Source organism: Nocardioides sp. NPDC127514 (assembly GCF_040302125.1).
Classification (GTDB): domain Bacteria; phylum Actinomycetota; class Actinomycetes; order Propionibacteriales; family Nocardioidaceae; genus Nocardioides.
Genome location: NZ_JBEORF010000034.1, coordinates 16,195 through 37,061 on the forward strand (window position 1 = coordinate 16,195; position 20,867 = coordinate 37,061).

Below are 20,867 nucleotides of genomic sequence, written 5' to 3' on the forward strand. Positions count from 1 at the left end.
TAGAACATGTTCTAGCAATCAGTGATGAAAAGGGAGGTCATCTTGAGCAACACACCACGAGAGGACAGGTCGCCGGGCCTGTCACGCCGAGGGTTCGTGCTCGGCGCAGGCTCACTGGCTGGTGTCGGGATGCTGGGAGGAGCATTCGGAGCCAGCCCGACATGGGCATCAGCTGCGGCGTCGTCGATCGGTAACGGCGCGCAGGTCCCGGTGTTGGTCATCGGCACCGGCTACGGGGGCTCGGTCGCGGCCCTGCGGCTGGCCCAGGCCGGCATCAACGTCCACATGGTCGAGATGGGGCAGGACTGGTCCACCGTCGCGCCCGGCCCGGACGGCAAGATCCACCCGAAGGTGAGCGCTCCGGACTATCGGTCCTTCTGGATGCGTACGCGGACCAAACAGCCGCTCAGCAACTTCCTCGGCTTCCCCATCGACAAGGACGTCCCGAAGTACGCCGGCATCCTGGACGCCGAGGACTTCGCCGGCATCTCCGTCTACCAGGGACGCGGCGTCGGCGGCGGCTCGCTCGTCAACGGCGGCATGGCCGTCACGCCGAAGCGGGCGAACTTCGGAGCCGTCCTCCCCTCGGTGGACGCCGCGGAGATGTACTCCACCTACTACCCGCGGGCCAATGCCGCCCTCGGCGTCGGATCCGTCGACCCCGACTGGTTCGAACGGACCTCCTACTACCAGTACTCGCGGGTGGGCCGGAAGCACGCTCAGCGCTCAGGCTTCGCGTGGACGTTCGTCCCGGACGTGTACGACTGGAACTACATGGTGGCCGAGGACAACGGCAGCGTGCCGAAGTCGGCGCTGGCCCAGGAGGTCATCTACGGAAACAACCACGGCAAGAGGACGCTGCCGAAGACGTACCTCGCTCAGGCGACCGCCACCGGGAAGGTCACCATCTCCTCTCTGCACCGGGCCACCTCGGTCCGGCCCGCGGCGGCTGGCGGGTATGACGTCGTCCTGGAACAGATCAACACCGCCGGCGACGTGGTGGCGACGAAGACGGTCAACGCGGGCAAGGTGTTCTTCGCGGCCGGCAGCGTCGGCACGAGCAAGCTGCTGGTGAAGATGAAGGCGACCGGCGCGCTGCCGGCACTCAACAGCGACGTCGGCCAGGGATGGGGTGACAACGGCAACGTGATGGTCGGGCGCGCCAACCACATGTGGGACCCGACCGGTGACGTGCAGTCGACGATCCCGTGCTCCGGCATCGACAACTGGGACGCCGGCGGCGCCTTCGCCGAGGTCGCGCCACTCCCCACCGGAATCGAGACGTTCGCGTCCTTCTATCTCGCGATCACCAAGACCCAGCGCCGGGCGGCGTTCAGCTACAACTCGTCCACCGGCAAGGTCGACCTGTCGTGGCAGACCGCATGGAAGCAGGACTCCATCACGATGGCGAAGACCATCTTCGACAAGATCAACCGCACGGAAGGGACGATCTACCGGACCGACCTGTTCGGCACGAACAAGATCTGGGGCGACCACCTGACCTACCACCCCCTCGGCGGCGCCGTTCTGAACAAGGCGACCGACAACTACGGCCGGCTGCACGGTTACAACGGTCTCTACGTCATCGACGGTTCGCTCATTCCGGGCAACACGAGCGTCAACCCGTTCGTCACGATCACCGCCCTCGCCGAGCGGAACATCGAGAGGATCATCGCCACCGACCTCTGACCGGATCGGGGCACAACATAGGACCGGCCAGTCCGAGGGTTTCTCGGACTGGCCGGTCATCTTCCACACCCGCGATCAGAGGGGTGAGGCATGGGGTCCCATCGGGGACTTACAGCGCGCGGGCAAGAGCCAGCTTCGCCTGGACGGCGGCTCGCTCGGCCTTGCGGCCCAGGCGAGCGGCCTTGACGAGGGCATGTCCTCGCCGCAGTTCACGCGCCTCTCCCAGGCGCGCGGACATTTGCGCGCGCGCCAGGTCTTCGTAAAGCAAGTTCATCTGAGTGCTCCGTACTCGGTTGGTGTTCATGTCTGTTGTTCTCCTGCTGGTCAGCGGGCTCCGGCGCCCATGGTCATCACGATCGTGTTCATGGCTGTTGCCTTTCGTCTTTGAAACGGCGTTGGGGTTGATGGTGTTGATCAGGCGGCGTCCTTGCGGGGCCGGCCACGGGGCCGCTTGCGGGGGATCACCTTCCCCTGCAGGAGCAGCTGGCCGCCCCAGACGCCCCAGGGCTCACGCCGGTCGAGGGCGCTGGCGAGGCAGAGCGGCTGCACGGGGCAGGTCGCGCAGAGTGCCTTGGCGAACTCGACGTCGGCAGGAGACTCGGCGAACCACAGCTCCGGGTTGTTGACCCGGCAGGGCAGCTGGTCCTCGTCGTAGCGGTTGGCGCGGTCATGGAGAACGCCGAGAGTGACCTCGGGCTCGAGAATGCTGGTCATATGTACACCTCCTTTGTGACTGATCGCGGGTTTTGAGAAACAGAAAGGCCGCGGATCCCGGGTTTCGGGTTCCGCGGCCTGGAGGCTGCTGTGACTACGTGGTTCTACGTAGTCGGACAGCTCCAGGCTCGAATCCCGTGGGACTTGACCTTGATGGCATCCGCCTGCGGGGACACGAGTCCCTCGACGCGCGTGCCGTAACCGGCGCCCATAAAGGCACCGGCAGCCGGGGTGGCCCAGGTCGGGCTGGACAGCTCGGGGTGGCCGCACGCGGACATGGCGATGCCATTGATCGGCGTCTTGATCTGGTTGATCTTCACTGGGGCCACCTCCTTCGGGGCTGTCGGGCGCGCTTCAACGGCGCGCGGTTTTACTTGATGAAGGAACAGTAACCGGCCGGGCATGTCGGCCGCAAACGATTAAACCGGTTGATTTCGAGGAATTTCTTTGAAGGGTTTTCAGGCGTCCGCGGCGATCACATCAAGGACTTCCGAGCCGTACGTCTCCACCTTGCTGCGGCCGATGCCGGCGATGCGCTGCAGATCCTGGAGGGTTCCCGGCTTCTGCTCGGCGATCTGCTCCAGGGTCGCGTCGGTGAAGACCACGAACGCAGGCTTACGGATCGCCTCGGCGGTCTCCTTGCGCCACTGCTTCAGCCGGCCGTAGAGCTCCTCGTCGTAGGGCGCGTCACAGCCCTCGTGACGGCCCATCCGCTTCTCGGCCGCCGAGCCGAGCGGCCCGCCGCAGGCGTTGCACATCCGGGCCTTCCCGGAGCCGGGGCGCCGCGTCGGCACCGCGGACCGAGTCGGCCGCAGCGGGTCTAGGAACCGCGACGGCCTGCGCCGCGCGGCCTGGCCCGGCTGGCGCGCCAGCGCCCAGGACAGGGTCAGGTCCACCCGCGCCCGGGTGAGGCCGACGTAGAGCAGTCGCCGCTCCTCCTCGATCTCGGCCGGGGTCGGCTCCTCGCCGCGAAGGATGAACGGCATCGTGCCGTCCTGGAGGCCGACCAGGAACACCGAGTCCCACTCCAGACCCTTGGCGGCGTGGAAGGTCGCCAGGGTCACACCCGACGGGACCGGCGCGTGCTGTTCGGACGCACGGCGGTCGAGCTCGGCGACGAGGCCGGCCAGGTCGCCGCCGGCCGCGGAGAAGGTGCGCGCCTGGTCGATCAGCGCCTGCCACGACTCCCAGCGGTCGCGGGTCTGCCCCCGCCCCTCGGGCGGTTCGGAGGTCCAGCCCATCCCCGCGAGGATCCCGTGGACCGACTCCAGCAGCTCGTCACCGATCACGGCACCCTGGCCGCCTCGCGCCGCGCCGCGGATCCGGGTCACCGCCTCGCGGACCTCGGGTCGGTCGAAGAATCGGGCGGCCCCGCGCAGGACGTACGGGATCCGGCGCGCGGTGAGCGCGTCCTCGTACGCCTCGGACTGGGCGTTGATCCGGAACAGGATCGCCATCTCGTTGTAGGGCTTGCCGGACTGGTGCAGACGCAGGATCTCGGCGGCGACGCCCTCGGCCTCGGCGACCTCGTCGGGCTGCTCGACGTGTTCGACCGCCGGCCCCGAGTCGCGCTGCGCCTGCAGCTGGACACCGGCGCTCGGCGTACCTTCCAGGATCTTGTTGGCGGCCCTCACGACCTGCGGCGAGGAGCGGTAGTTGCGGACCAGCTCGACCGAGGTGGCGCCGGGGTGCTTCTTCGGGAAGTCACGCAGGTAGGCGGCGTCGGCTCCGGCGAAGGTGTAGATCGTCTGCGCCGGGTCGCCGACGACGCAGAGCTCGCTGCGCCCGCCCAGCCACAGGTCCAGCAGCGCCGACTGCAGCGGCGAGACGTCCTGGAACTCATCGACGGTGAACCACTTGTACTGCCGCCTGACCTGCGCCGCGACGCGCTCGTCGTGCTCCAGGAGCCCGGCGGTCAGGAGCAGCACGTCCTCCATGTCCATCCGCGCCTGGGTGCGCTTGACGTCCTCGTAGGCCGCATAGATGTGTCCCACCATCGATGGGGTCAGACCGCCGACCTCCCGGCCCCGAGCCTCGGCCGACTTCGGGTAGTCGTCGGGGTGGACGTTGGAGACCTTCGACCACTCGATCTCCGAGGCCAGGTCGCGCGCCTGGGCCTGGTCGACGTTGATCCGCTGGCGCTGGGCGGCCGCGCGGATGAGCGGGATCTTCGACTCGGTCAGGTTGGGCAGCTCGGTGCCGTAGACCTTCGGCCAGAAGAACCGCAGCTGGCGCAGCGCCGCGGAGTGGAAGGTCCGTGCCTGGACCGCGCCGGCACCCATCGCCCTCAGCCGCTGCCGCATCTCCCCCGCCGCCCGGGTGGTGAAGGTGACCGCGAGGACCTCCTGCGGCGCGTAGACGCCGGTGGCGACGCCGTAGGCGATCCGGTGGGTGATCGCCCGGGTCTTGCCGGTCCCCGCACCCGCCAGCACCCGGACCGGACCCCGCAGTGCCTCCGCCACCCGGCGTTGCTCAGGGTCGAGGGCGGCGAGGAGGGACTCGGGGGTCATGGGCGGGAAGAACTCCTCGGGGTGGGAACGTTATGCCTTGCAGGCCAAGACTATTGGCTCGCACCGACAGTTCTGATGAGGAGAGCCCCCGATGAGCAGCTTCACGATGTACACCACACCCTGGTGTGGATATTGCCAGCGACTCAAGGGTCAGCTCGGCCGTGAAGACATCACGTTCGACGAGGTCGACATCGAGCAGGTCCCGGAGGCCGCGCAGATCGTCGAGCAGGTCAACGGTGGCAACCAGACCGTCCCGACCCTCGTCTACGCCGACGGCACCGCGATGACCAACCCGTCGATCGCTCAGGTCAAGGCGAAGCTCGCCGAGCTGGTCTGACACCGGTCACCACGAGCCGGGTAGCTCCCCGCCGTACCACTCCTCGACCAGCGAGCGGCTGATCGAGATGCCGCTGGGCAGCTTGATCTCACCGCTCTCCGCGACCGCGGCGAGCTCCGCGCGGGTGAACCAGCGCGCCTCGCGGATCTCGTCCTCGTCGACGGTGATCTCGTCCGACGCCGCACGCGCGAAGAAGCCGAGCATCAGGCTGGCCGGCAGCGGCCAGGGCTGGTTGCCGAAGTAGTCGACCTGCCCGACTCGTACGCCGACCTCCTCGGCGACCTCGCGACGGACCGCGTCCTCGAGCGACTCCCCCGGTTCGACGAAGCCGGCGAGGGTGGAGAAGTTGGGCGCGGGCCAGCGGGTGTGGTTGCCGAGCAGACAACGCTCCTCGTCGCTCCCGGGCTCTCCCGACGTCACCAGCATGATCACCGCCGGATCGGTACGCGGGAAGCTCACGTGTCCATTCGCGCAGGCCAGCTCGTGGCCGGCTGCGCGCGGGTCGAGGCTGCCGCCGCACCGGGAGCAGAACCGGGTCGCCCGGTGCCACTCGGCCAGGCCGATCGCGTGCATCAGGAAGCTCGCCTCGGTCGTGTCGGCGAGCAGCGCGGGGAAGAGCCCGCGCAGGTCACGCCATGTCTCATCGGCCTCCTCGCGCCCGGTGAGCACCGCGAACCGGGCACCTTCGGCGGTGTCGCCGAGGAGCAGCCGGATCCCCTCCGGAGATTCCTCCGGAGTACGCCACCTCACGCCGGTCCTGCCTGACGGCTCGACCCTGTTGCCCGCGACCACGAGGACCCTCGTGGTCTCGTCCGACCAAGCCTTGTCGACCCAGCCGTCGTCGGCGCGCAGATGGCCGGAGCGGTCGTGGGGATCCTGAATGATTCGCAGATGGATGGGCAGCTTCGGGGAGTCCACCCGTCAGAGCCTAGGAGGTGGGTATAAGTTCCGCGGCGTGGATCGGTTCTGGCGTATCGCCGCTGTCGTCTCCGTCGTGGTCGCCTTGGCGATCAACGTCTACATCGCCTGGGGCTCCAACCTCTCGTTCATGTACGACGAGATCGGGACCGTCATCCATGGACGGACCGTCCTCGGGCTCGACTCGCCGCAGCTGAACACCCCCGGCTACTACCCCGGGTGGGGCGTGCTGTTGGCGCCGTTGTGGCTGGTCACGTCGAACGTCTTCACGTTCTACAAGCTGGCGATCGTCGTCGGTCTGGTGATCAGCATGCTCACGATCTGGCCGCTGGCTCGGGTCGCGGTGCGGCTCAGCGGGGTCACCCCGGCGCAGGGTGTGGTCGCCGGCGCCATCGTGATGGCCCTGCCGCCCCGCGCGATCCAGGCCGACTACATCCTCTCCGAGCGGCTGGTCACGCTGCTCGTCGTCCTGGCCACCCTGGTCGCGTTCCGGCTCTGGGAGAAGCCGACCTACCGCGGCGTACTCCTGCTCAGCCTGCTCACCGCGCTCGCTCTCTTCTCCCACGCCCGGATGCAGGTCTTCGTGGCCGCGGTCTGCCTGTGGCTGATCTTCTTCCTCGTGCGCAGGTGGCAGGTCGCCCTCGTCGGGCTGATCGCCACCGGCGTGCTCGCATTGGTCGCCAACAAGGCCGCGCTCTGGTTCCACGCGCAGCTGGTGCCGTGGAAGTTCATCCAGGCGCAGGGATTCTTCGAGAAGGTCACCCAGGCCAACCCGCGCTACTGGGTCGACACCTTCGCCGGCGAGGCCTGGACGCAGATGATCGGCAGCTTCGGCGTCGTGGTCGTCGGGCTCGTCGTGGTGACCGCCCTGTTCTGGAAGGAGCTCCGCTCGCGCCAGGTGGGGCCGGCCGGGTTCGTGCTGATCGCGGCCGGGTCGATGTACGTCCTCAGCTGCCTGAACTGGGGAACCGAGTACTCGCTGTTCACCATGGAGTGGCGGCGCTTCGACTACTGGATCTACGGCCGCTACATCGACCCCGTCTTCGCCGTCCTGGTGCTGGCCGGGGTGTGCGCGGCGATCCAGGCCGTACGCTCCCGCGCGGTCCTCGTCTGGACGTGGGTGATCGTCGCCGGGATCTCGCTGGTGACCATCCTCGTCGTCGCCCCCGACGCCCCCACCTGGGCCTACACCACCCCAGCGCACATCCCCGGCGCGATCCCGTGGTGGTGGGCGCTTCCGGACGGAGAGTTCCCGCAGCCGGGACCGATCCCGTCGTTCACCAACGACAACCGCTTCTGGCTGATCGCGACCCTGTGCGCCCTGGTGCCGCTGGCGATCTGGACCCTCCTCGCGGCCCTCTCCCGGTTCAGCCCTCGGCTGAGCTCACCGACGGCTGACCGAGTGCGCTCGGTCGTCGTCACCGCGCTCGTCCTGGTCGTGGGCACCGCCGGCTCTGCCGTCGCCGACGTCGCCTCCGACGATTTCCACGACCGCTTCGACCACGCCACCCCGGTCGTCGACGACCTGCGCTCGATCCTGGCCGAGCACCCCGACGCGGTCGTCGCCTACGACGACAACTGCCCCCGCCGCCCCTCGGCGATGAACTCCGAGCGCAACTGGCTGATGTGGTGGATGCTGCCCACGATCGTCGAGCGCGAGTGGGAGTGGGGCGACGACATCGTCTTCTCGTGCCCCTCCGGCGAGCCGGCGTTCGTCACCGGCGCGGTGATGCTGCGCGAGCGGCCGTTCCCGTATGCGACCGTCTGGATCCTGCCTGGCGATCTGCTCGACTCGTTGCGTGAGTCTGGGGAGTTGCCGGAGGTTGCTCGGACGGTCGAGTAGCTTCGGGGTTGGGCTGGGCCGCCGACCCGTTCTTCGAGGGTCTTCTCAACCTGGCCCGGAGTCAAGGACGGCCTGCGGCCGCCGGCTGCGCCGGTCGCCTTCGGCGATCCTTGACACCGGACCATGTCGAGAAAAAGAGTTGGCTGGCTATCGGGGCGGCGGCCCGGGTGTGGCCACGGCACACGCACCCACGGCAGGTGACCGCTCCACGCCTGGACCAGACATGGGGTCTCCGGGTGGAAGAAAATTTTCTTCCACGCGCCAACCCCACCCCAGGCCAGGCTCCCTCTGAGGCGAACGAAAATTCGTTCGCCTCACCGAACTAGCTGCAGAGCTGGTCCCCGGGCGGAAAGAAAATTCCTTCCACCGGTCGGCTCACCCCAGTCCCCAAGCCCCTACCCAACCCATACCGCTGCGCCAAACCCCTGCCGCCGACCCGATAGCCAGCCAAAATTCTCGACGAAGCCCGGTGTCAAGGATCGCCGAAGGCGACCGGCGAAGCCGGCGGCCGAAGGCCGTCCTTGACTCCGGGGTTCGGCGAGAACACCCTCCAAGAACGGGTCGGCGGCAAACCCCAACCACAAATAAGCGCCGACAAAACGAGCGCCGAAAACGAAGGCCCTACCGATCCCCACCCACGATCCCCTCCAACTCCTCCCGCCCAGGAAGAGCAGAAGGCTCGACCAGTCGACCAGAGCGCACGTAGTAGAACGCAGCCCGAACCCGCGACAACGGCACCCCCATCAGCTCAGCCCACCCAAGCCGATAGAGAGCCAGCTGGAGAGGATCCGCGTTCTGGGTCTGGTTGGTCTTCCAGTCCACGATCAGGAAACCCCCGTCGGGCTCCTGGTAGACCGCGTCGATCCGGCCACGTACGACCTGACCTGCCAGGACGATCGCGAAGGCCGCCTCGACCCGGTACGGCGGGCGGTCGGCGAACGGGCCCTGCTCGAAGGCGGCGATGACCTCCTCGAGACCGGACTCGTCCTCGATACCGTGGTCGGCGCGACCGGGTAGGTCGTCGGGGTCGAAGAGGTCCTGCTGGCCGAAGCGGGCTTCGACCCAGGCGTGGAACCGGGTGCCGAAGCGGGCCTGGGAGGACGGCTTGCGGGGCATCGGGCGGACCAGGTCGGCGGCGAAGCCGAGCGGGTCGTCGCGCAGCTTCGACATGGCGGTGGCCGACAGCGACGAGGGGAGCGGTACGACCACCTCGGGAGCGCGCTCGCGCTCCGCCTCGGTGAGCAGTCGCTCGATCTCCTCGTCCCACTGGTTCACCGTCTCGAGCAGGGTGAGGTCATCGAGATCGTCGGGCCCCGGCCCCACCTCCCGAACCAGCCTCGCCGCCTCCAGACGGCGCTCCACCTCGGGGGTGTGGTGGTTGATCGGCCAGGGCAGGTCGACCTCCTGCGCGGCGTACGGATTCTCCTCCTCACCCTTCACGACAACGTCCGCCCACCGGTCGGGCTTGGCTCCCCACTGGAGCAGCGCCTCGCGGGTCTTCTCCACGTAGACCGACGGCCCACGCCCCTCCTTGAGCGAGGGTGACCAGCGCCAGCACGAGACGAACTGGATGTGGCGGGCGCGGGTCCAGGCGACGTACGCCAGCCGGAGCTCCTCGACGCGCTCGTGCTCCTTGCGCTCGGCGAGGAGCTCGTCGATCGAGTCGGCGTCGTGACCCTGGAGCTGCGGCAGGTCGTCGCGGTCGCCGCGGAGCGCGGCAGGCATGACCGAGGGGACGGTCAGCCACGACGAGCGCGTCTGGCCGGTGGGGAACTTCTTGTGGGTGACTCCGACCAGGAAGACGACGTCCCACTCCAGCCCCTTGGCTCGGTGGACGGTGAGCAGCTTGACCGAGTCGGCCTCCGAGGGCGTGGCGACGTCGAGACCCTGGCCGTATTCGTCCTCCGCCTCCAGGTAGGCCAACAGCGCGGCGAGGGTGACCTGGCCGTCGAGACCCTCGAAGTCGGCGACCGCCTGGACGAAGAGGTCGAGGTTGTCGCGCCTGGCCGAGGCCGCCGGAGAGACCGAGGCGGCCAGCTCGACGTCGATGCCGGTGACGTCGATGATCCGCCGGACCAGGTCGAGGAGCGGCTCGTTGACCGCGCGACGCAGCCCACGGAGCTCCTCGGCGAGGAGCTTGAACCGCTCCCTGGCCTGCGGGGAGTAGTCGTAGTCGGAGGGGTCGCCCGGATCCTCCAGGGCATCGTTGAGCGAGGGGATCTCGGTGGGGTCGGTGCCCTCGACCGCCGCCTCCAGCTGCCGCTCGATATCGGCGAACTCCTCCGCGCCGCCGACGACGCCGGCCAGGTCGCGGGAGCGCCGGCCCAGGATGGCCAGGTCGCGCGGCCCGATCGCCCACCGCGGACCGGCGAGCAGCGTGAGCAGCGCGGCGTTGGCGGTGACATCGTGGAGCAGCTCCATGGTGGCCACGACCTCGGCCACTTCGGGCAGCCGGAGCAGCCCCTTCAGGCCGACGATCTCGACCGGGATCTCGCGAGCGGTGAGCGCGTCGAAGACCGCTGCCGCCTGCGAGTTGTCCCTGGTCAGGACTCCGATCTCCTTCCACTCCCCGACCGCCTCGTGGGCCTCGATCACCTTGTCGGCGAGCCAGAGGAGCTCATCGTCGTACGTCTCGTGGACGTGCACCTGCACCTCACCGTCGCGCGCGCCCTCGGCGGCAACCAGGCGCTCCTTCTCGCGGCCCTCGTAGAGCTGGGCGGCCAGATGGTTGGCGGTATCGAGGATGCGCGCGTCGGAGCGGCGGTTGACGGTCAGGGAGTAGGCCGGCCGACGCCCGTCCTTCGTCGGGAAGTCGCGGCCGAACTCGAGGATGTTGCTCACTGAGGCGCCGCGCCAGCCGTAGATCGCCTGGTTGGGGTCGCCGACGGCGGTGACGGGATGTCCGTCGCCGAAGAGGCGGGCGAGCATCTGGGCCTGGGCCACCGAGGTGTCCTGGTATTCGTCGAGCAGCACGACCTTGAACTTCCCGCGCTCGATCTCACCGACCTCGGGTGTCTCCACGGCCAGCCGGGCGGCCAGCGCGATCTGGTCGGAGAAGTCCATCAGCCCGAGCCGGTCCTTGAGCCGCCGATAGCCGTCGACCAGGTCGAGCAGCTCGTAGCGCTTGTCGATCGCGTCGATCGCCTTCTCGACCTTGGTCAGCTTGGTCTTGACCCGCTTTCCGTCGGCCAGCTGGGCGTTGAGGTCGGCCACCTCGAGCGCGAACAGCGACCGCTCGTTGCGGTCGTAGGCCCGCAGCGTGGCGGGGTCGACCAGGTGCTCGGAGAGCTCGGAGTCGAGCGCGAGCAGCTGCTGGACGGCCAGCTTCGGATAGTCGGTCAGCTTCTCCACCGGGTGGGTGTGCCGGGCTACGGCTCGAGCCGCAAGCTGGTAGCGGGTCGCGTCGGCGATCAGTCTGGTGTCGGGCTCGTGGCCGATCCGCAGCCCGTGCTCGGAGAGCAGGCCGGAGGCGTAGGAGTGGTAGGTCGCCACGGTCGGCTCGGTGGGCTCGTCGTCCTCCTCACCGGGCCGCGGCGGACCCTCGCGTCGCTCGGGCCACAGCCCCGCCTTCTGCAGCGACTCCTTGATCCTGGTGGCCAGCTCGGCGGTCGCCTTCGTGGTGAAGGTCAGACCGAGCACCTCGCCGGGAAGTACGCGGCCGGTGGCGACCACCCAGACGACTCGAGCGGCCATCACCGCGGTCTTGCCGGATCCGGCACCGGCGATCACCACGGCCGGCTCCAGCGGAGCCGTGATCGCGCGGAACTGCTCCTCGCTGTAGAGCCAGTCGTGGCCCATCAGCTTGGCGAGCTCTTCGGGGGTCTCGACCTTCATGGCGGAACTCATCTCAGTGGTCACGACAGCACCGATCCCGAGGTCTGCGCCGGGCAGAGCGCGACGAACTGGCACCGGTCGCACTGCTTGCCGGGCCTGGCCACGAACTCCTCGGCCCGGACCGTCGCCACCGCCTTCTCCAGCTGGGTGATGATCTCGGGCGGCTCGGGTGCCTGCACCTGCACCTTCGGCAGCTCGCTGCCCGAACCCGCCGGATGGCGCAGCTGGATCAGCTCCGCTCCCCCGGAGGTCGCCCCAGGCGCGAGCTCGGACGCGGCGCCGTGCTCGACGGCCAGCTGGTAGAGGCCGAGCTGGCCGTGCTCCTTGACCTCCTGCGCGGTGGGCGGATACTTCCCGGTCTTCAGGTCGACGACGACGATCCGGCCACTCTCGTCCAGCTCGAGGCGGTCGGCATACCCGTTCAGCCGCACCGTCTCCCCGCTGGGCAGCGATACCTTCGCGGTCAGCTGCTCCTCGAAACCGATCACGGTCCGCGCGCCGGGGCGCCGGTGCCAGGTCAGGAACCGGGCCAGCACATCCTGGACCGCCTCGCGCTCGCGGGCAGCGGACCACGGCGTACGGAACTCGAGGCGGCCCCAGACCTCGTCCACGAACGGCATCAGGTCCTCGACGGTGGCGGCGTCGAGGTCGCCGCGAGCGAGCTGCTCGGCGATCGCGTGCACGACCTTCCCGAACCCCTGGCTCGAGGAGTCGGTGACGGCACCGCCCGCTTCGCGGGCCAGGAACCACTGCGCGGGGCAGGTCAAGATCGCCTCCAGCGCCGATGCGCTCAGCGTGATCGGACGGTCCTCGGGACGCACCGCGGCCGAGGCGTACGTCGGGGCCCGCAGCCCCCACCAGGTCGACGGGTCCGCGGCGAGCGCGATCCGCTTGCCGCGCACCTCGGTCGCGGCCAGCTTCTGCAGCCTTCTCGCGGCCGCCTCGCGCAGCGCGTCGGGTTGGGCCGGATCGGCGGCGGTGCGGCGCAGCTCGGCGATCAGACCGGCCAGCGACAGCGGTCGCGTCGGCCGGCCGACGCGGTGACGGATCTGGTCCTCGCGCAGGCCGAGCTCGTTGATGAACCGCGAGGGCTGGTCACCGTCGTCGTCGGGCGACTTCACCGCGGTCACGACCAGCCGGGACCGGGCGCGGGTGGCGGCGACGTAGAAGAGCCGGCGCTCCTCGGCGAGCATCGCAGTCCGGGTCAGTGGCGGCAGCAGCCCGCCGTGACGGCCGTCCGGCAGCGCCGGGGCGATCCGGTCGGGCCCGAGGAGCGAGTCGCGCCGGCGTAGGTCGGGCCAGGCGCCCTCCTGGACGTGGGCGACGACCACGAGACCCCACTCCAGCCCCTTGGAGCGGTGGGCGGTGAGCAGCCGCACCGCCGAGCCGCGCACACCCTTGTCGGCCAGGGTGTCGGCCGGGATCTCCTGGGCACGGAGCGTGGCCAAAAAGGTCTCCACCGAGGTGAACTCCTGGCGGCCTTCGATCTTGGCGGCGGTGTCGAAGAGCGCCACGACCGCGTCCAGGTCACGGTGGGCCAGCCGCGCCGCGGCACCGCCAGACTCCACCTGCGCCCGCAACCGCTGCCCCCACTCGGCACCGTCCCACAGCGTCCACAGCACCTGCTCCGCTCCGGCCCCCTCCTTCAGCGCGGCCCGGGCCTCGGCGAGAAGGACCGCGAGCCGGCGTACGCGCCCCAGCACCCGCTCCTCACCGTCCCCGTTCTCCTCCGGGTCGAGCAGCGACGGATCGAGCACGGCACGGCGCACGAGATCGTGGGCGGCGACGTCGGGGAACCTCGCCCGCAGGGTGCGGGTGAGCGCGCGGACATCGGTGGCGTCGAGGCCGCCGAGAGGACCGGTGAGCAGCTCCTCGCAGCGGTCGGGGCGTACGTAGCGCTCGTCGAGGTCGGATTCGACGTCGGCGTCGACGACGATCCCGAGCGCGTCGAGGAGGACCGCGGCGGCGGGCTCGCGGACCAGCGGGGTCTCGTCGGCGGCGACCTCGACCGGTACGCCGGCGGCGGTCAGCGACCGGCGCAGCTGCGGGATCGAGGTGCGCCCCGAGCGCACCAGGACAGCCATGTCGGACCAGTCGATGCCGTCCTCGAGATGCGCGCGACGGAGCAGGTCGGCGATGTGCTCGGTCTCGGCACGGTCGGTGTCGAAGGTGAGCACCTCGGCCCGGCCGGGGTCCTGGGCAAGCGGGTGCGGGTTGCGGAAGGTGTCGTAGGCCGCGGCCGGGATCGAGCCGCGCACCGAGATGCCCGCCGCGATCGACCGCGACGCCCGCAGCAGCCGCGACCCGAACCGGCGGGTCGTCCCGAGCGCCACCACCGGCGCATGCCGGCGCTCCCGGGTGAGGAACTGCGAGGGGAAGTCGAGGATCCCGTTCACGTCCGCGCCCCGGAACCCGTAGATCGACTGGTCGGGGTCACCCACCACGATCAGGTCGCGCCCATCACCGGCCAGCGCCTGCAGCAGCGCGACCTGGCTCGGGTCGGTGTCCTGATACTCATCCACGAACACGCAGGCGAACTCGGCCCGGAGCTCGGCAGCGTGCCGCTCGGCCTCGATCACCCCACGCATGATCAGGTCGGGGTAGTCGATCGCCGACTGCGCACCGAGCACGTCGAGATACTGCTCCAGGAACCACCCGGCAGCGACGAACTCCTCGATGCCCTCCTCCCTGCCGAGCGCCACCAGTTGGTCGGGGTCGAGCCCGCGCTCGCGCGCCCGCGCGATCACGGTCTGCACCTCACGCGCGAACCCGCGGGTGCCGATCGCCATCCGGAACCGCTCCGGCCACCTCACCGACTCCGGGTGGTCGGCCAGCAGCTCCTGCAGCACCACATCGGCCTCCGGCGCGGAGAGCAGCGTCAGCGGGGCGGCGTAGAGCTCGGCCGGTGCGTAGCGGCGCACCAGCCCGTAGGCGAAGGAGTGGAAGGTCGAGGAGACCGCCCCCGACAGCGTCCGCCCCAGCCGAGCGGTCACCCGGTCGCGCAGCTGCTCGGCGGCCTTGCGGGAGAAGGTCAGCGCCAGCAGCTGGTCAGGACGTACGCCGCGGTTCTCGATCCGGTCGACCACCGCCTCCACCAGCGTGGTCGTCTTACCGGTCCCTGGTCCGGCCAACACCAGCAGCGGTCCGCCGGGGTGCTCCACGACCGACCGCTGGTGCTCGTCGAGCACCGGCACGCCGGCAGCGCTCGGCGGCGGGGCAAGGCGGTAGGCGACACTCACGGGTCCCACCCAATCAGACTGCACCGACAGTTTTCAGGCGTCCCCTCGTGCCTCGTGCCCGAGCCGCATCCGCACCGCGACCACGTCGTCGAGATCGATCCCCTCCGCCTTCCGGACGACCACCTTCAACGGCAGCAGATAGGTGCCGTCCTTGGGGAAGAGCGCGGTGGTGAAGGTGGTCGCGCCGATGGTGGCGGTGACGGCGACCTGGCCCCAGTACTCCAGACCCTTGGCATCCTCCTTAAGGTCCTCGGCGTCCTCGACGGGCATCGGCACATAGTAGAACGGCGCCGGCCCCCGCCACTCGATGACGGCTCCTTCGAACGCGTACTCCATCTCCTACTCCGCAGCGCCTGGTTCCGCGACGAGCTCGAAGTCGTCGAAGTCGAAACCTGGTGAGACCACGCAGGAGACGAGCGCGTCCTCGGCCGAGGGGACCGTACGCTGCCACACCCCCGCCGGCACGACCGCCTGCGGCACCTGGCCGGCGGCGACGTCCACCCCGACGAGCACGGTCTCCCCCTCGACCGGCGCCGAACCGGCGCCGCCGAACTGCAGCGACACGACGCCCGTGTGCGCCAGCCAGATCTCGTCCGAGGTGACGCGGTGCCACGCGGACGACTCCCCGGCCAGGAGCCGGAAGTAGATCAAGGTCGCGGTCGGGCGCACCCGGCCGTCGGGCAGGGTGACGGTCTCGGCGGCAGCCCAGGTCTGTCGGAAGGCACCGCCTTCGGGGTGCGGCGCGAGGTCAAGAGCGGAGGTGATGGAGTCAGCGGTCACCCGGCTCATTGTGCCGGGTCTCGTCGGCCGGGTCGTCGGGGAAGCGCGGGTCGCCGAGCAAGTACTGCCAGAACAATCCCGGCTCCTTGTGCGGCAACGGCTTCGGACCACCGACCGACCGGCCCTCGACCGCGTCCCAGATCGCGTCGACGGGACGGGCCACGCGGCGTACGACCTTTCCGGACAGGCCGGTGTGCGGAAGGTGGGGGTGCGGACGCGAGGGTGCCCGGCGCTCGGACACCGCGAGCCGTTCGGCGACCAGCACGAGCACGTCGTCGGAGGCCTCCTCGGCGAGGCGCGAGACCAGCTCGTCCTCCCTCACCTCCTGGTCGATGAGCGCCTCCTCGACCTCGCCCCACAGGGTGGGCCACGCATGGGTGGTCTCCCAGGTGGAGCCGTACTCGTGCGCCTTCACGTGGAAGAGCAGCACCTCCAGGTGCCGCGCCGTGGGGAGGTACTCGTGGACCAGAGCGGATCCGTTCTCGACGTGGGCGGAGACCGCCGGCAGCAGCGCCTCGTCCACCGCGTGCAGGTGTCGGGCCGTACCGGCGTTGAACTGGTCGATCGGTGGGCAGCCCCGCCGGGTCTGCTCGGGCTTGAGGATGATGCTCCGTGCGCGGGCCAGGCGCCCGGCGAGCTCGTCGTGCTTGTGTCGCAGCTCTTCCTGCAACACGGTCGTGGTGGCCATCTGCCTCACCTCGGCTGCTAGAGAGGGTCCACCCTCCAGAGTGCGCCCCTTCTCAGCCGTGCGCAACAGGCAATCAGATGTCGGCTGGCCGCTCGTTGTAGACCCCGGCCACGTCCTGGCCGCTCAGCGCGGCGATCGCCTCCATGACCTCGTCGGTGAGAGCCCGGCGGGCCTTGCCAAGAGGTACGCCGTCGAAGCGGCCGGCCACCTGGATCGGCTTCCCGAACTCGACCGTGACCTTCGCCAGCCGCGGCAGGCTCGACCCGACCGGCTGGAGCTCCGCGGTCCCCCGCAGGCCCACCGGCACCACGGGCACACCGGCGGTCAGCGCCAGGTGCGCCACCCCGGTGCGTCCGCGGTAGAGCCTGCCGTCGCGCGACCGGGTGCCTTCCGGGTAGATCCCGAACGCCTCACCCTTGTTGAGGACCTCCAGGGCCACCTCCAGCGAGCCGAGCGCGGCCTGCGGGTCGTCGCGGTCCACGGGCAGCATCCCCATGCCCTCGAACCATGCCCTCTGGGCAGCGCCCTTGAGCCCGGTGCCGGTGAAGTAGTCGGACTTGGCCAGGAAGTGCACCGGCCGAGGCGAGACCGACGGGATCACGATCGAGTCGGCGAAGCTGAGGTGGTTGCTGGCCAGGAGCACGCCCCCGGTGCGCGGGACGTTCTCTGCCCCCGTCACCGTGGGGCGCCAGACGGCCCGTAGCAGGGGTGGCACGACGGCGTGGAGGACGCGATACATCACGTGCTCATCGTAGGCGGCAGCCACATCGCCGCGCGCAGGTCCACCGCCCCCGAGACGCGGCGCGGCGTGCCCTCCTCGAGATAGGCCTGCCGCGCCTCCTCACCGTGTGAGGCGGGGAGCGAGCCATCGGCCCGCACCACCCGCCACCACGGCATCCCCGCGCCCTCGCGCGCCATCACCGAGCCGACCTGCCGAGGCCCGCCTCCGAACTCGTCGAAGAGGGCATCGGCGATCGCGCCGTACGTCGTCACCTGCCCGCGTGGGATCTGCTCGACAAGACGCAGAACGGCTTCGACGTACGCCTCCCGATCGGTCATGCCGCGCACATTAGCGCGGTCTCACAGGATCGGGCTGAACGGCTCCGTGCCGTTGACCAGGCGCAGCCCGGAGATGCCCGAGTGCGCCTGGGCGTACTTCAGCTCGAGGTCCATGTCACCGATGTTGTTGGACCCGGCGAGCGGGAGCAGGCCCAGGGTCGACAGGGTCCCGACCGCCTTGCCGTCGGCGTTCAGGAAGCCGGAGCCGGAGTCACCGGGGATGCCGGGGGTGAGGTTGTAGAGCGGGTGGGACCAGCGGGTGCCGTTGACGCTGTCACCGAGCGAGAGGCCGATCTTCGGCGAGAGCAGGTCCACGTCGGCGCGCACCGAGGAGTTGCCGTAGGAGTAGACCTTGTCGCCGGCGACGGTGCCGTCGGTGTCGATGCCCGTCGGACCGCCCCAGATCGGCACGCTCGGGTTGACCTTGCCGGCGTCGGCGGCGTTCACCTTGACCAGGGCGAAGTCGTTGTAGGCGCAGGTGTTCTCGTCCTTGGTGCCCGACTGCTGCATGGTCAGCCAGGACGAGTACGCCAGCTTGCCCTTGCCCAGCACGGTGCCCTCGCTCAGCAGAGAGCCGCCCTCGTTGAAGGTCACCTCGGTGCCCAGCGGGAGCGACTTGGCGGCGCAGCCGTTGGTGTCGGTGGCCTCACCGAGACCCGCACAGTGGGCGGCGTAGCCGACGTAGACGTTCGAGGCGGAGTCGGCGAAGACGAAGTTGGCGGTGCACTGGGCACCATCGGTGTACATCATCACGCCCGGGGTGATGGTGGCCGTGTCGGCAGGGGCCCAGGCGTGGGCCGCAGACGGGATCAGGGCCGGGACGAGCGCGGCGGTCAGGGTGCCGGCGGCGACGGCTGCGGCGCGGCGTACGGAACGGCGAGTGCGGAGCATGTGGGGGCCTCGGTCTGTAGGTGATGTGACTCACAAGTAACGAGGCTCGCCTGCCCTGGGTTACGGATCGGCCACCACCACGGTGTTGCCCTGGAACGAGGTGCCGTCCCAGTCGTCGCACGTCACCACGACCAGCTTCGGCTTGCCGTCGGTGTCGAAGAGCCGCTTGCTGCGCTTGGCCACCTGCTCCTTGGAGAGGTCGCGCACCGAGCGGACGGTATAGCTGAACTCGTCGTTCTTGGTCCGCACGACGATCTCGTCACCCTCGTTGACCTCGCCCAGCCGGTCGAGGATGCCGCCGCCGTTGTGCAGGGTGTGGCCGACGATCAGCACCGTGCCGTCATCCGCCCCCGGCTTCGCGCCGCCCTTCCACCAGCCCATCAGCGAGGCGTCGGCAGGCGGGGTGAGCGTGCCGTCCTCCATGGCCAGCGGCACCACGTCGGCATGCACGTTGAGCGACTCGATCGAGACGCCGCGTACCTTGCCCTTCTTCTTCGGCACCTCCGCCAGCGCCTCGGCCGGGATCGAGGAGGTCGTCCCGGGCGGGGTCGCGGTCGCGTTGCTCTTCTTCGCGTCGTCGAGCTTGGTGTAGTAGTCGTACGCGGCATAGCCGAGCACGGCGACCGCCACCACGAGGACGACGACGAAGATCTCCCCGAGGAAGGTCCTCAGGTTGGGTTGACCGTTGCTCACTCGGCCGAGCGTGCCACAGCCTCAGCTCGTTTGCGACGCACGGCCATTCCGGCCCCTGCCCCCATCAGCAGCGCACCGACCCCGGCGAAGACATAGGACGGCGGTACGCCGCGGGTCGGGTCCGCGACGTTCGACTCCAGCCTCTCCGGGTCGATCGCAGAACCTACGGCCGCGCCGGAGGCTGGCTCCGGGGCCTGGTCGCTCGCGTTGGCAGGGGCACCGAGAAACAGTCCGCCGGCCAGAGTGGCACCGGCGAGCGTCGCGCTGAGACGAGCGCGTGTGGACAACGTCGAATCCTCCGAGGTTCGGGCATTGATGCAACTCCGCCCCCCGCAGCTGCGATCGCAAAACTATCGGGTACGCCGCGTACAGATAAAGCCAGCGGCGGCCCCAGAGGGGCCACCGCTGGCCTACAGTTCAGTAACCCGTCAGTAGGACGGCTGCGACGGGTCGATCTGGTTGACCCACGCCACCACGCCACCACCCACGTGGACCGCGTCCGCGTAGCCGGCGCCCTTGGCGATCGCGAGCACCTCGGCGCTGCGTACGCCGCTCTTGCAGTGGAACACGAGCGGCTTGGCACCGTCGCCGGTGAGCTCGGCGACCTGCGGGATCGCGTTGCCGTTGAGGAACTCGCCCTTGGGGATCAGGACGGCGCCGGGGATCTTGTTGATCTCGTACTCGTTCGGCTCGCGCACGTCGACGAGGACGAAGTCGCGGCTGCCCTCCTCGCGCTCCTTGATCATCTCGGAGAGCTGGTTGACCGAGATGGTCGAGCCGGCCGCGGCGTCGGCCGCCTCGGTGGAGATCGCGCCGCAGAAGGCGTCGTAGTCGATCAGGTCGGTGACCGTCGGGTTCTCGCCGCACAGCGCGCAGTTGGGGTCCTTGCGGACCTTCAGCTTGCGGTACTCCATCTCGAGTGCGTCATAGATCATCAGCTTGCCGACCAGCGGCTCGCCGATGCCGGTCAGCATCTTGATGGCCTCGTTGACCTGGATCGAGCCGATCGAGGCGCAGAGCACGCCCAGCACGCCGCCCTCGGCGCAGGAGGGGACCATGCCCGGGGGCGGGGGCTCCGGGTAGAGGCAGCGGTAGCACGGGGCGTCGTCGGTCAGGGTCGGCGCGAACACCGACGCCTGCCCGTCGAAGCGGTAGATCGAGCCCCAGACGTACGGGATGCCCAGGAAGTACGCCGCGTCGTTGACCATGTAGCGGGTCGCGAAGTTGTCGGTGCCGTCGACGATCAGGTCGTAGCCGGTGAAGATCTCGCGCACGTTGTCGTTGTCGAGCCGCACGTCGTGCAGCACGATGTTGACGTACGGGTTGACCTCCTTGATCGCCGCCGCGGCGGACTCGGCCTTCGGCTGGCCCACCGTCGACTGCTTGTGGATGATCTGGCGCTGCAGGTTGGACTCGTCGACCTCGTCGAACTCGACGATGCCGAGGGTGCCGACGCCGGCCGCGGCCAGGTAGAGCAGGGCGGGCGAGCCGAGACCGCCGGCGCCGATGACCAGCACCTTGGCGTTCTTCAGGCGCTTCTGCCCGTCCATGCCGACGTCGGGGATGATGAGGTGGCGGCTGTAGCGGCGCACCTCGTCGATCGTCAGCTCGTCAGCGGGCTCCACGAGCGGGGCTAGGGACACAACTGCTCCTCAGTTCGGACGTACGTATG

At 69.5% G+C, this 20,867-nt stretch carries 19 protein-coding genes; 3 read left to right on the forward strand and 16 right to left on the reverse strand.

Features of this window, described 5'->3' with window-relative positions:
- Positions 1–42 precede the first annotated feature (42 nt).
- On the forward strand, positions 43–1,689 hold the full coding sequence (locus ABTX24_RS24185; RefSeq protein ID WP_350843259.1) for a GMC oxidoreductase: 1,647 nt from the start codon (positions 43–45) through the stop codon (positions 1,687–1,689).
- 109 nt (positions 1,690–1,798) lie between these two features.
- On the opposite strand, the gene ABTX24_RS29670 is transcribed toward ABTX24_RS24185, so the two are convergent.
- The 4 genes from ABTX24_RS29670 to ABTX24_RS24205 all read right to left on the reverse strand — a co-directional run bounded on the left by ABTX24_RS29670 (position 1,799) and on the right by ABTX24_RS24205 (position 4,913).
- Positions 1,799–2,194 (reverse strand): putative WhiB-interacting protein, encoded by a 396-nt coding sequence (locus ABTX24_RS29670; RefSeq protein WP_502890790.1) that lies wholly within the window; start codon positions 2,192–2,194, stop codon positions 1,799–1,801.
- Positions 2,104–2,403 (reverse strand): WhiB family transcriptional regulator, encoded by a 300-nt coding sequence (locus ABTX24_RS24195; RefSeq protein WP_141802912.1) that lies wholly within the window; start codon positions 2,401–2,403, stop codon positions 2,104–2,106. Before ABTX24_RS24195 ends, ABTX24_RS29670 begins: the two co-directional genes overlap by 91 nt.
- 104 nt (positions 2,404–2,507) lie before the next feature.
- Positions 2,508–2,723, reverse strand: a complete 216-nt coding sequence (locus ABTX24_RS24200; protein WP_160027406.1) for a hypothetical protein — start codon at positions 2,721–2,723, stop codon at positions 2,508–2,510.
- A 138-nt stretch (positions 2,724–2,861) separates the two neighbouring features.
- The gene (locus tag ABTX24_RS24205; protein ID WP_350843261.1) at positions 2,862–4,913 is read right to left on the reverse strand and encodes an ATP-dependent DNA helicase UvrD2; all 2,052 of its coding nucleotides are present in this window, start codon (positions 4,911–4,913) and stop codon (positions 2,862–2,864) included.
- 91 nt (positions 4,914–5,004) lie between these two features.
- Between ABTX24_RS24205 and ABTX24_RS24210 the strand changes: the two genes are divergently transcribed.
- A complete protein-coding gene (locus tag ABTX24_RS24210) occupies positions 5,005–5,250 on the forward strand; it encodes a mycoredoxin (protein WP_091051217.1) in 246 nt (81 codons plus the stop codon).
- 6 nt (positions 5,251–5,256) lie between these two features.
- On the opposite strand, the gene nudC is transcribed toward ABTX24_RS24210, so the two are convergent.
- Positions 5,257–6,168, reverse strand: a complete 912-nt coding sequence (gene nudC / locus ABTX24_RS24215) for an NAD(+) diphosphatase (protein WP_350843263.1) — start codon at positions 6,166–6,168, stop codon at positions 5,257–5,259.
- Between the two features lie 37 nt (positions 6,169–6,205).
- On the opposite strand from nudC, the gene ABTX24_RS24220 reads away from it, so the two are divergent.
- On the forward strand, positions 6,206–8,011 hold the full coding sequence (locus ABTX24_RS24220) for a hypothetical protein (RefSeq protein ID WP_350843265.1): 1,806 nt from the start codon (positions 6,206–6,208) through the stop codon (positions 8,009–8,011).
- Positions 8,012–8,632: 621 nt separating this feature from the next.
- Here ABTX24_RS24220 and ABTX24_RS24225 read toward each other — a convergent pair.
- The 11 genes from ABTX24_RS24225 to moeZ all read right to left on the reverse strand — a co-directional run bounded on the left by ABTX24_RS24225 (position 8,633) and on the right by moeZ (position 20,838).
- A complete protein-coding gene (locus tag ABTX24_RS24225) occupies positions 8,633–11,845 on the reverse strand; it encodes an ATP-dependent helicase (RefSeq protein ID WP_350843267.1) in 3,213 nt (1,070 codons plus the stop codon).
- A gap of 20 nt (positions 11,846–11,865) precedes the next feature.
- Complete coding sequence (locus tag ABTX24_RS24230) at positions 11,866–15,084, reverse strand: ATP-dependent helicase (RefSeq protein ID WP_350843269.1); 3,219 nt, start codon at positions 15,082–15,084, stop codon at positions 11,866–11,868.
- A 33-nt stretch (positions 15,085–15,117) separates the two neighbouring features.
- Positions 15,118–15,420, reverse strand: coding sequence for a DUF1905 domain-containing protein (locus ABTX24_RS24235; protein ID WP_350721139.1), 303 nt, complete (start codon positions 15,418–15,420; stop codon positions 15,118–15,120).
- Positions 15,421–15,423: 3 nt separating this feature from the next.
- A complete protein-coding gene (locus ABTX24_RS24240) occupies positions 15,424–15,873 on the reverse strand; it encodes a cupin domain-containing protein (protein WP_350843271.1) in 450 nt (149 codons plus the stop codon).
- Positions 15,854–16,552: a hypothetical protein gene (locus tag ABTX24_RS24245; protein ID WP_350843272.1), complete on the reverse strand. Its 699-nt coding sequence runs from the start codon at positions 16,550–16,552 to the stop codon at positions 15,854–15,856. Before ABTX24_RS24245 ends, ABTX24_RS24240 begins: the two co-directional genes overlap by 20 nt.
- Before the next feature lie 73 nt (positions 16,553–16,625).
- Positions 16,626–17,291, reverse strand: coding sequence for a lysophospholipid acyltransferase family protein (locus tag ABTX24_RS24250; RefSeq protein ID WP_160029466.1), 666 nt, complete (start codon positions 17,289–17,291; stop codon positions 16,626–16,628).
- On the reverse strand, positions 17,291–17,611 hold the full coding sequence (locus ABTX24_RS24255) for an MGMT family protein (protein WP_160027391.1): 321 nt from the start codon (positions 17,609–17,611) through the stop codon (positions 17,291–17,293). The genes ABTX24_RS24250 and ABTX24_RS24255 overlap by 1 nt, the downstream gene beginning before the upstream one ends.
- A 21-nt stretch (positions 17,612–17,632) precedes the next feature.
- Positions 17,633–18,502, reverse strand: a complete 870-nt coding sequence (locus ABTX24_RS24260; RefSeq protein ID WP_350843274.1) for a S1 family serine peptidase — start codon at positions 18,500–18,502, stop codon at positions 17,633–17,635.
- Between the two features lie 60 nt (positions 18,503–18,562).
- Positions 18,563–19,195, reverse strand: coding sequence for a class F sortase (locus ABTX24_RS24265; RefSeq protein WP_350721132.1), 633 nt, complete (start codon positions 19,193–19,195; stop codon positions 18,563–18,565).
- Positions 19,192–19,482 (reverse strand): hypothetical protein, encoded by a 291-nt coding sequence (locus tag ABTX24_RS24270; RefSeq protein ID WP_160027385.1) that lies wholly within the window; start codon positions 19,480–19,482, stop codon positions 19,192–19,194. Before ABTX24_RS24270 ends, ABTX24_RS24265 begins: the two co-directional genes overlap by 4 nt.
- Before the next feature lie 141 nt (positions 19,483–19,623).
- The gene (moeZ, locus tag ABTX24_RS24275) at positions 19,624–20,838 is read right to left on the reverse strand and encodes an adenylyltransferase/sulfurtransferase MoeZ (RefSeq protein WP_160027383.1); all 1,215 of its coding nucleotides are present in this window, start codon (positions 20,836–20,838) and stop codon (positions 19,624–19,626) included.
- Positions 20,839–20,867: the final 29 nt, after the last annotated feature.

Coding starts and splice junctions, on each gene's coding strand:
- ABTX24_RS24195 (WP_141802912.1), bottom strand. CDS start 2,403: ATGACCAGCATTCTCGAGCCCGAGGTCACTCTCGGCGTTCTCCATGAC.
- ABTX24_RS24205 (WP_350843261.1), bottom strand. CDS start 4,913: ATGACCCCCGAGTCCCTCCTCGCCGCCCTCGACCCTGAGCAACGCCGG.
- ABTX24_RS24210 (WP_091051217.1), top strand. CDS start 5,005: ATGAGCAGCTTCACGATGTACACCACACCCTGGTGTGGATATTGCCAG.
- ABTX24_RS24225 (WP_350843267.1), bottom strand. CDS start 11,845: ATGAAGGTCGAGACCCCCGAAGAGCTCGCCAAGCTGATGGGCCACGAC.
- ABTX24_RS24235 (WP_350721139.1), bottom strand. CDS start 15,420: ATGGAGTACGCGTTCGAAGGAGCCGTCATCGAGTGGCGGGGGCCGGCG.
- ABTX24_RS24240 (WP_350843271.1), bottom strand. CDS start 15,873: ATGAGCCGGGTGACCGCTGACTCCATCACCTCCGCTCTTGACCTCGCG.
- ABTX24_RS24245 (WP_350843272.1), bottom strand. CDS start 16,552: ATGGCCACCACGACCGTGTTGCAGGAAGAGCTGCGACACAAGCACGAC.
- ABTX24_RS24250 (WP_160029466.1), bottom strand. CDS start 17,291: ATGTATCGCGTCCTCCACGCCGTCGTGCCACCCCTGCTACGGGCCGTC.
- ABTX24_RS24255 (WP_160027391.1), bottom strand. CDS start 17,611: ATGACCGATCGGGAGGCGTACGTCGAAGCCGTTCTGCGTCTTGTCGAG.
- ABTX24_RS24260 (WP_350843274.1), bottom strand. CDS start 18,502: ATGCTCCGCACTCGCCGTTCCGTACGCCGCGCCGCAGCCGTCGCCGCC.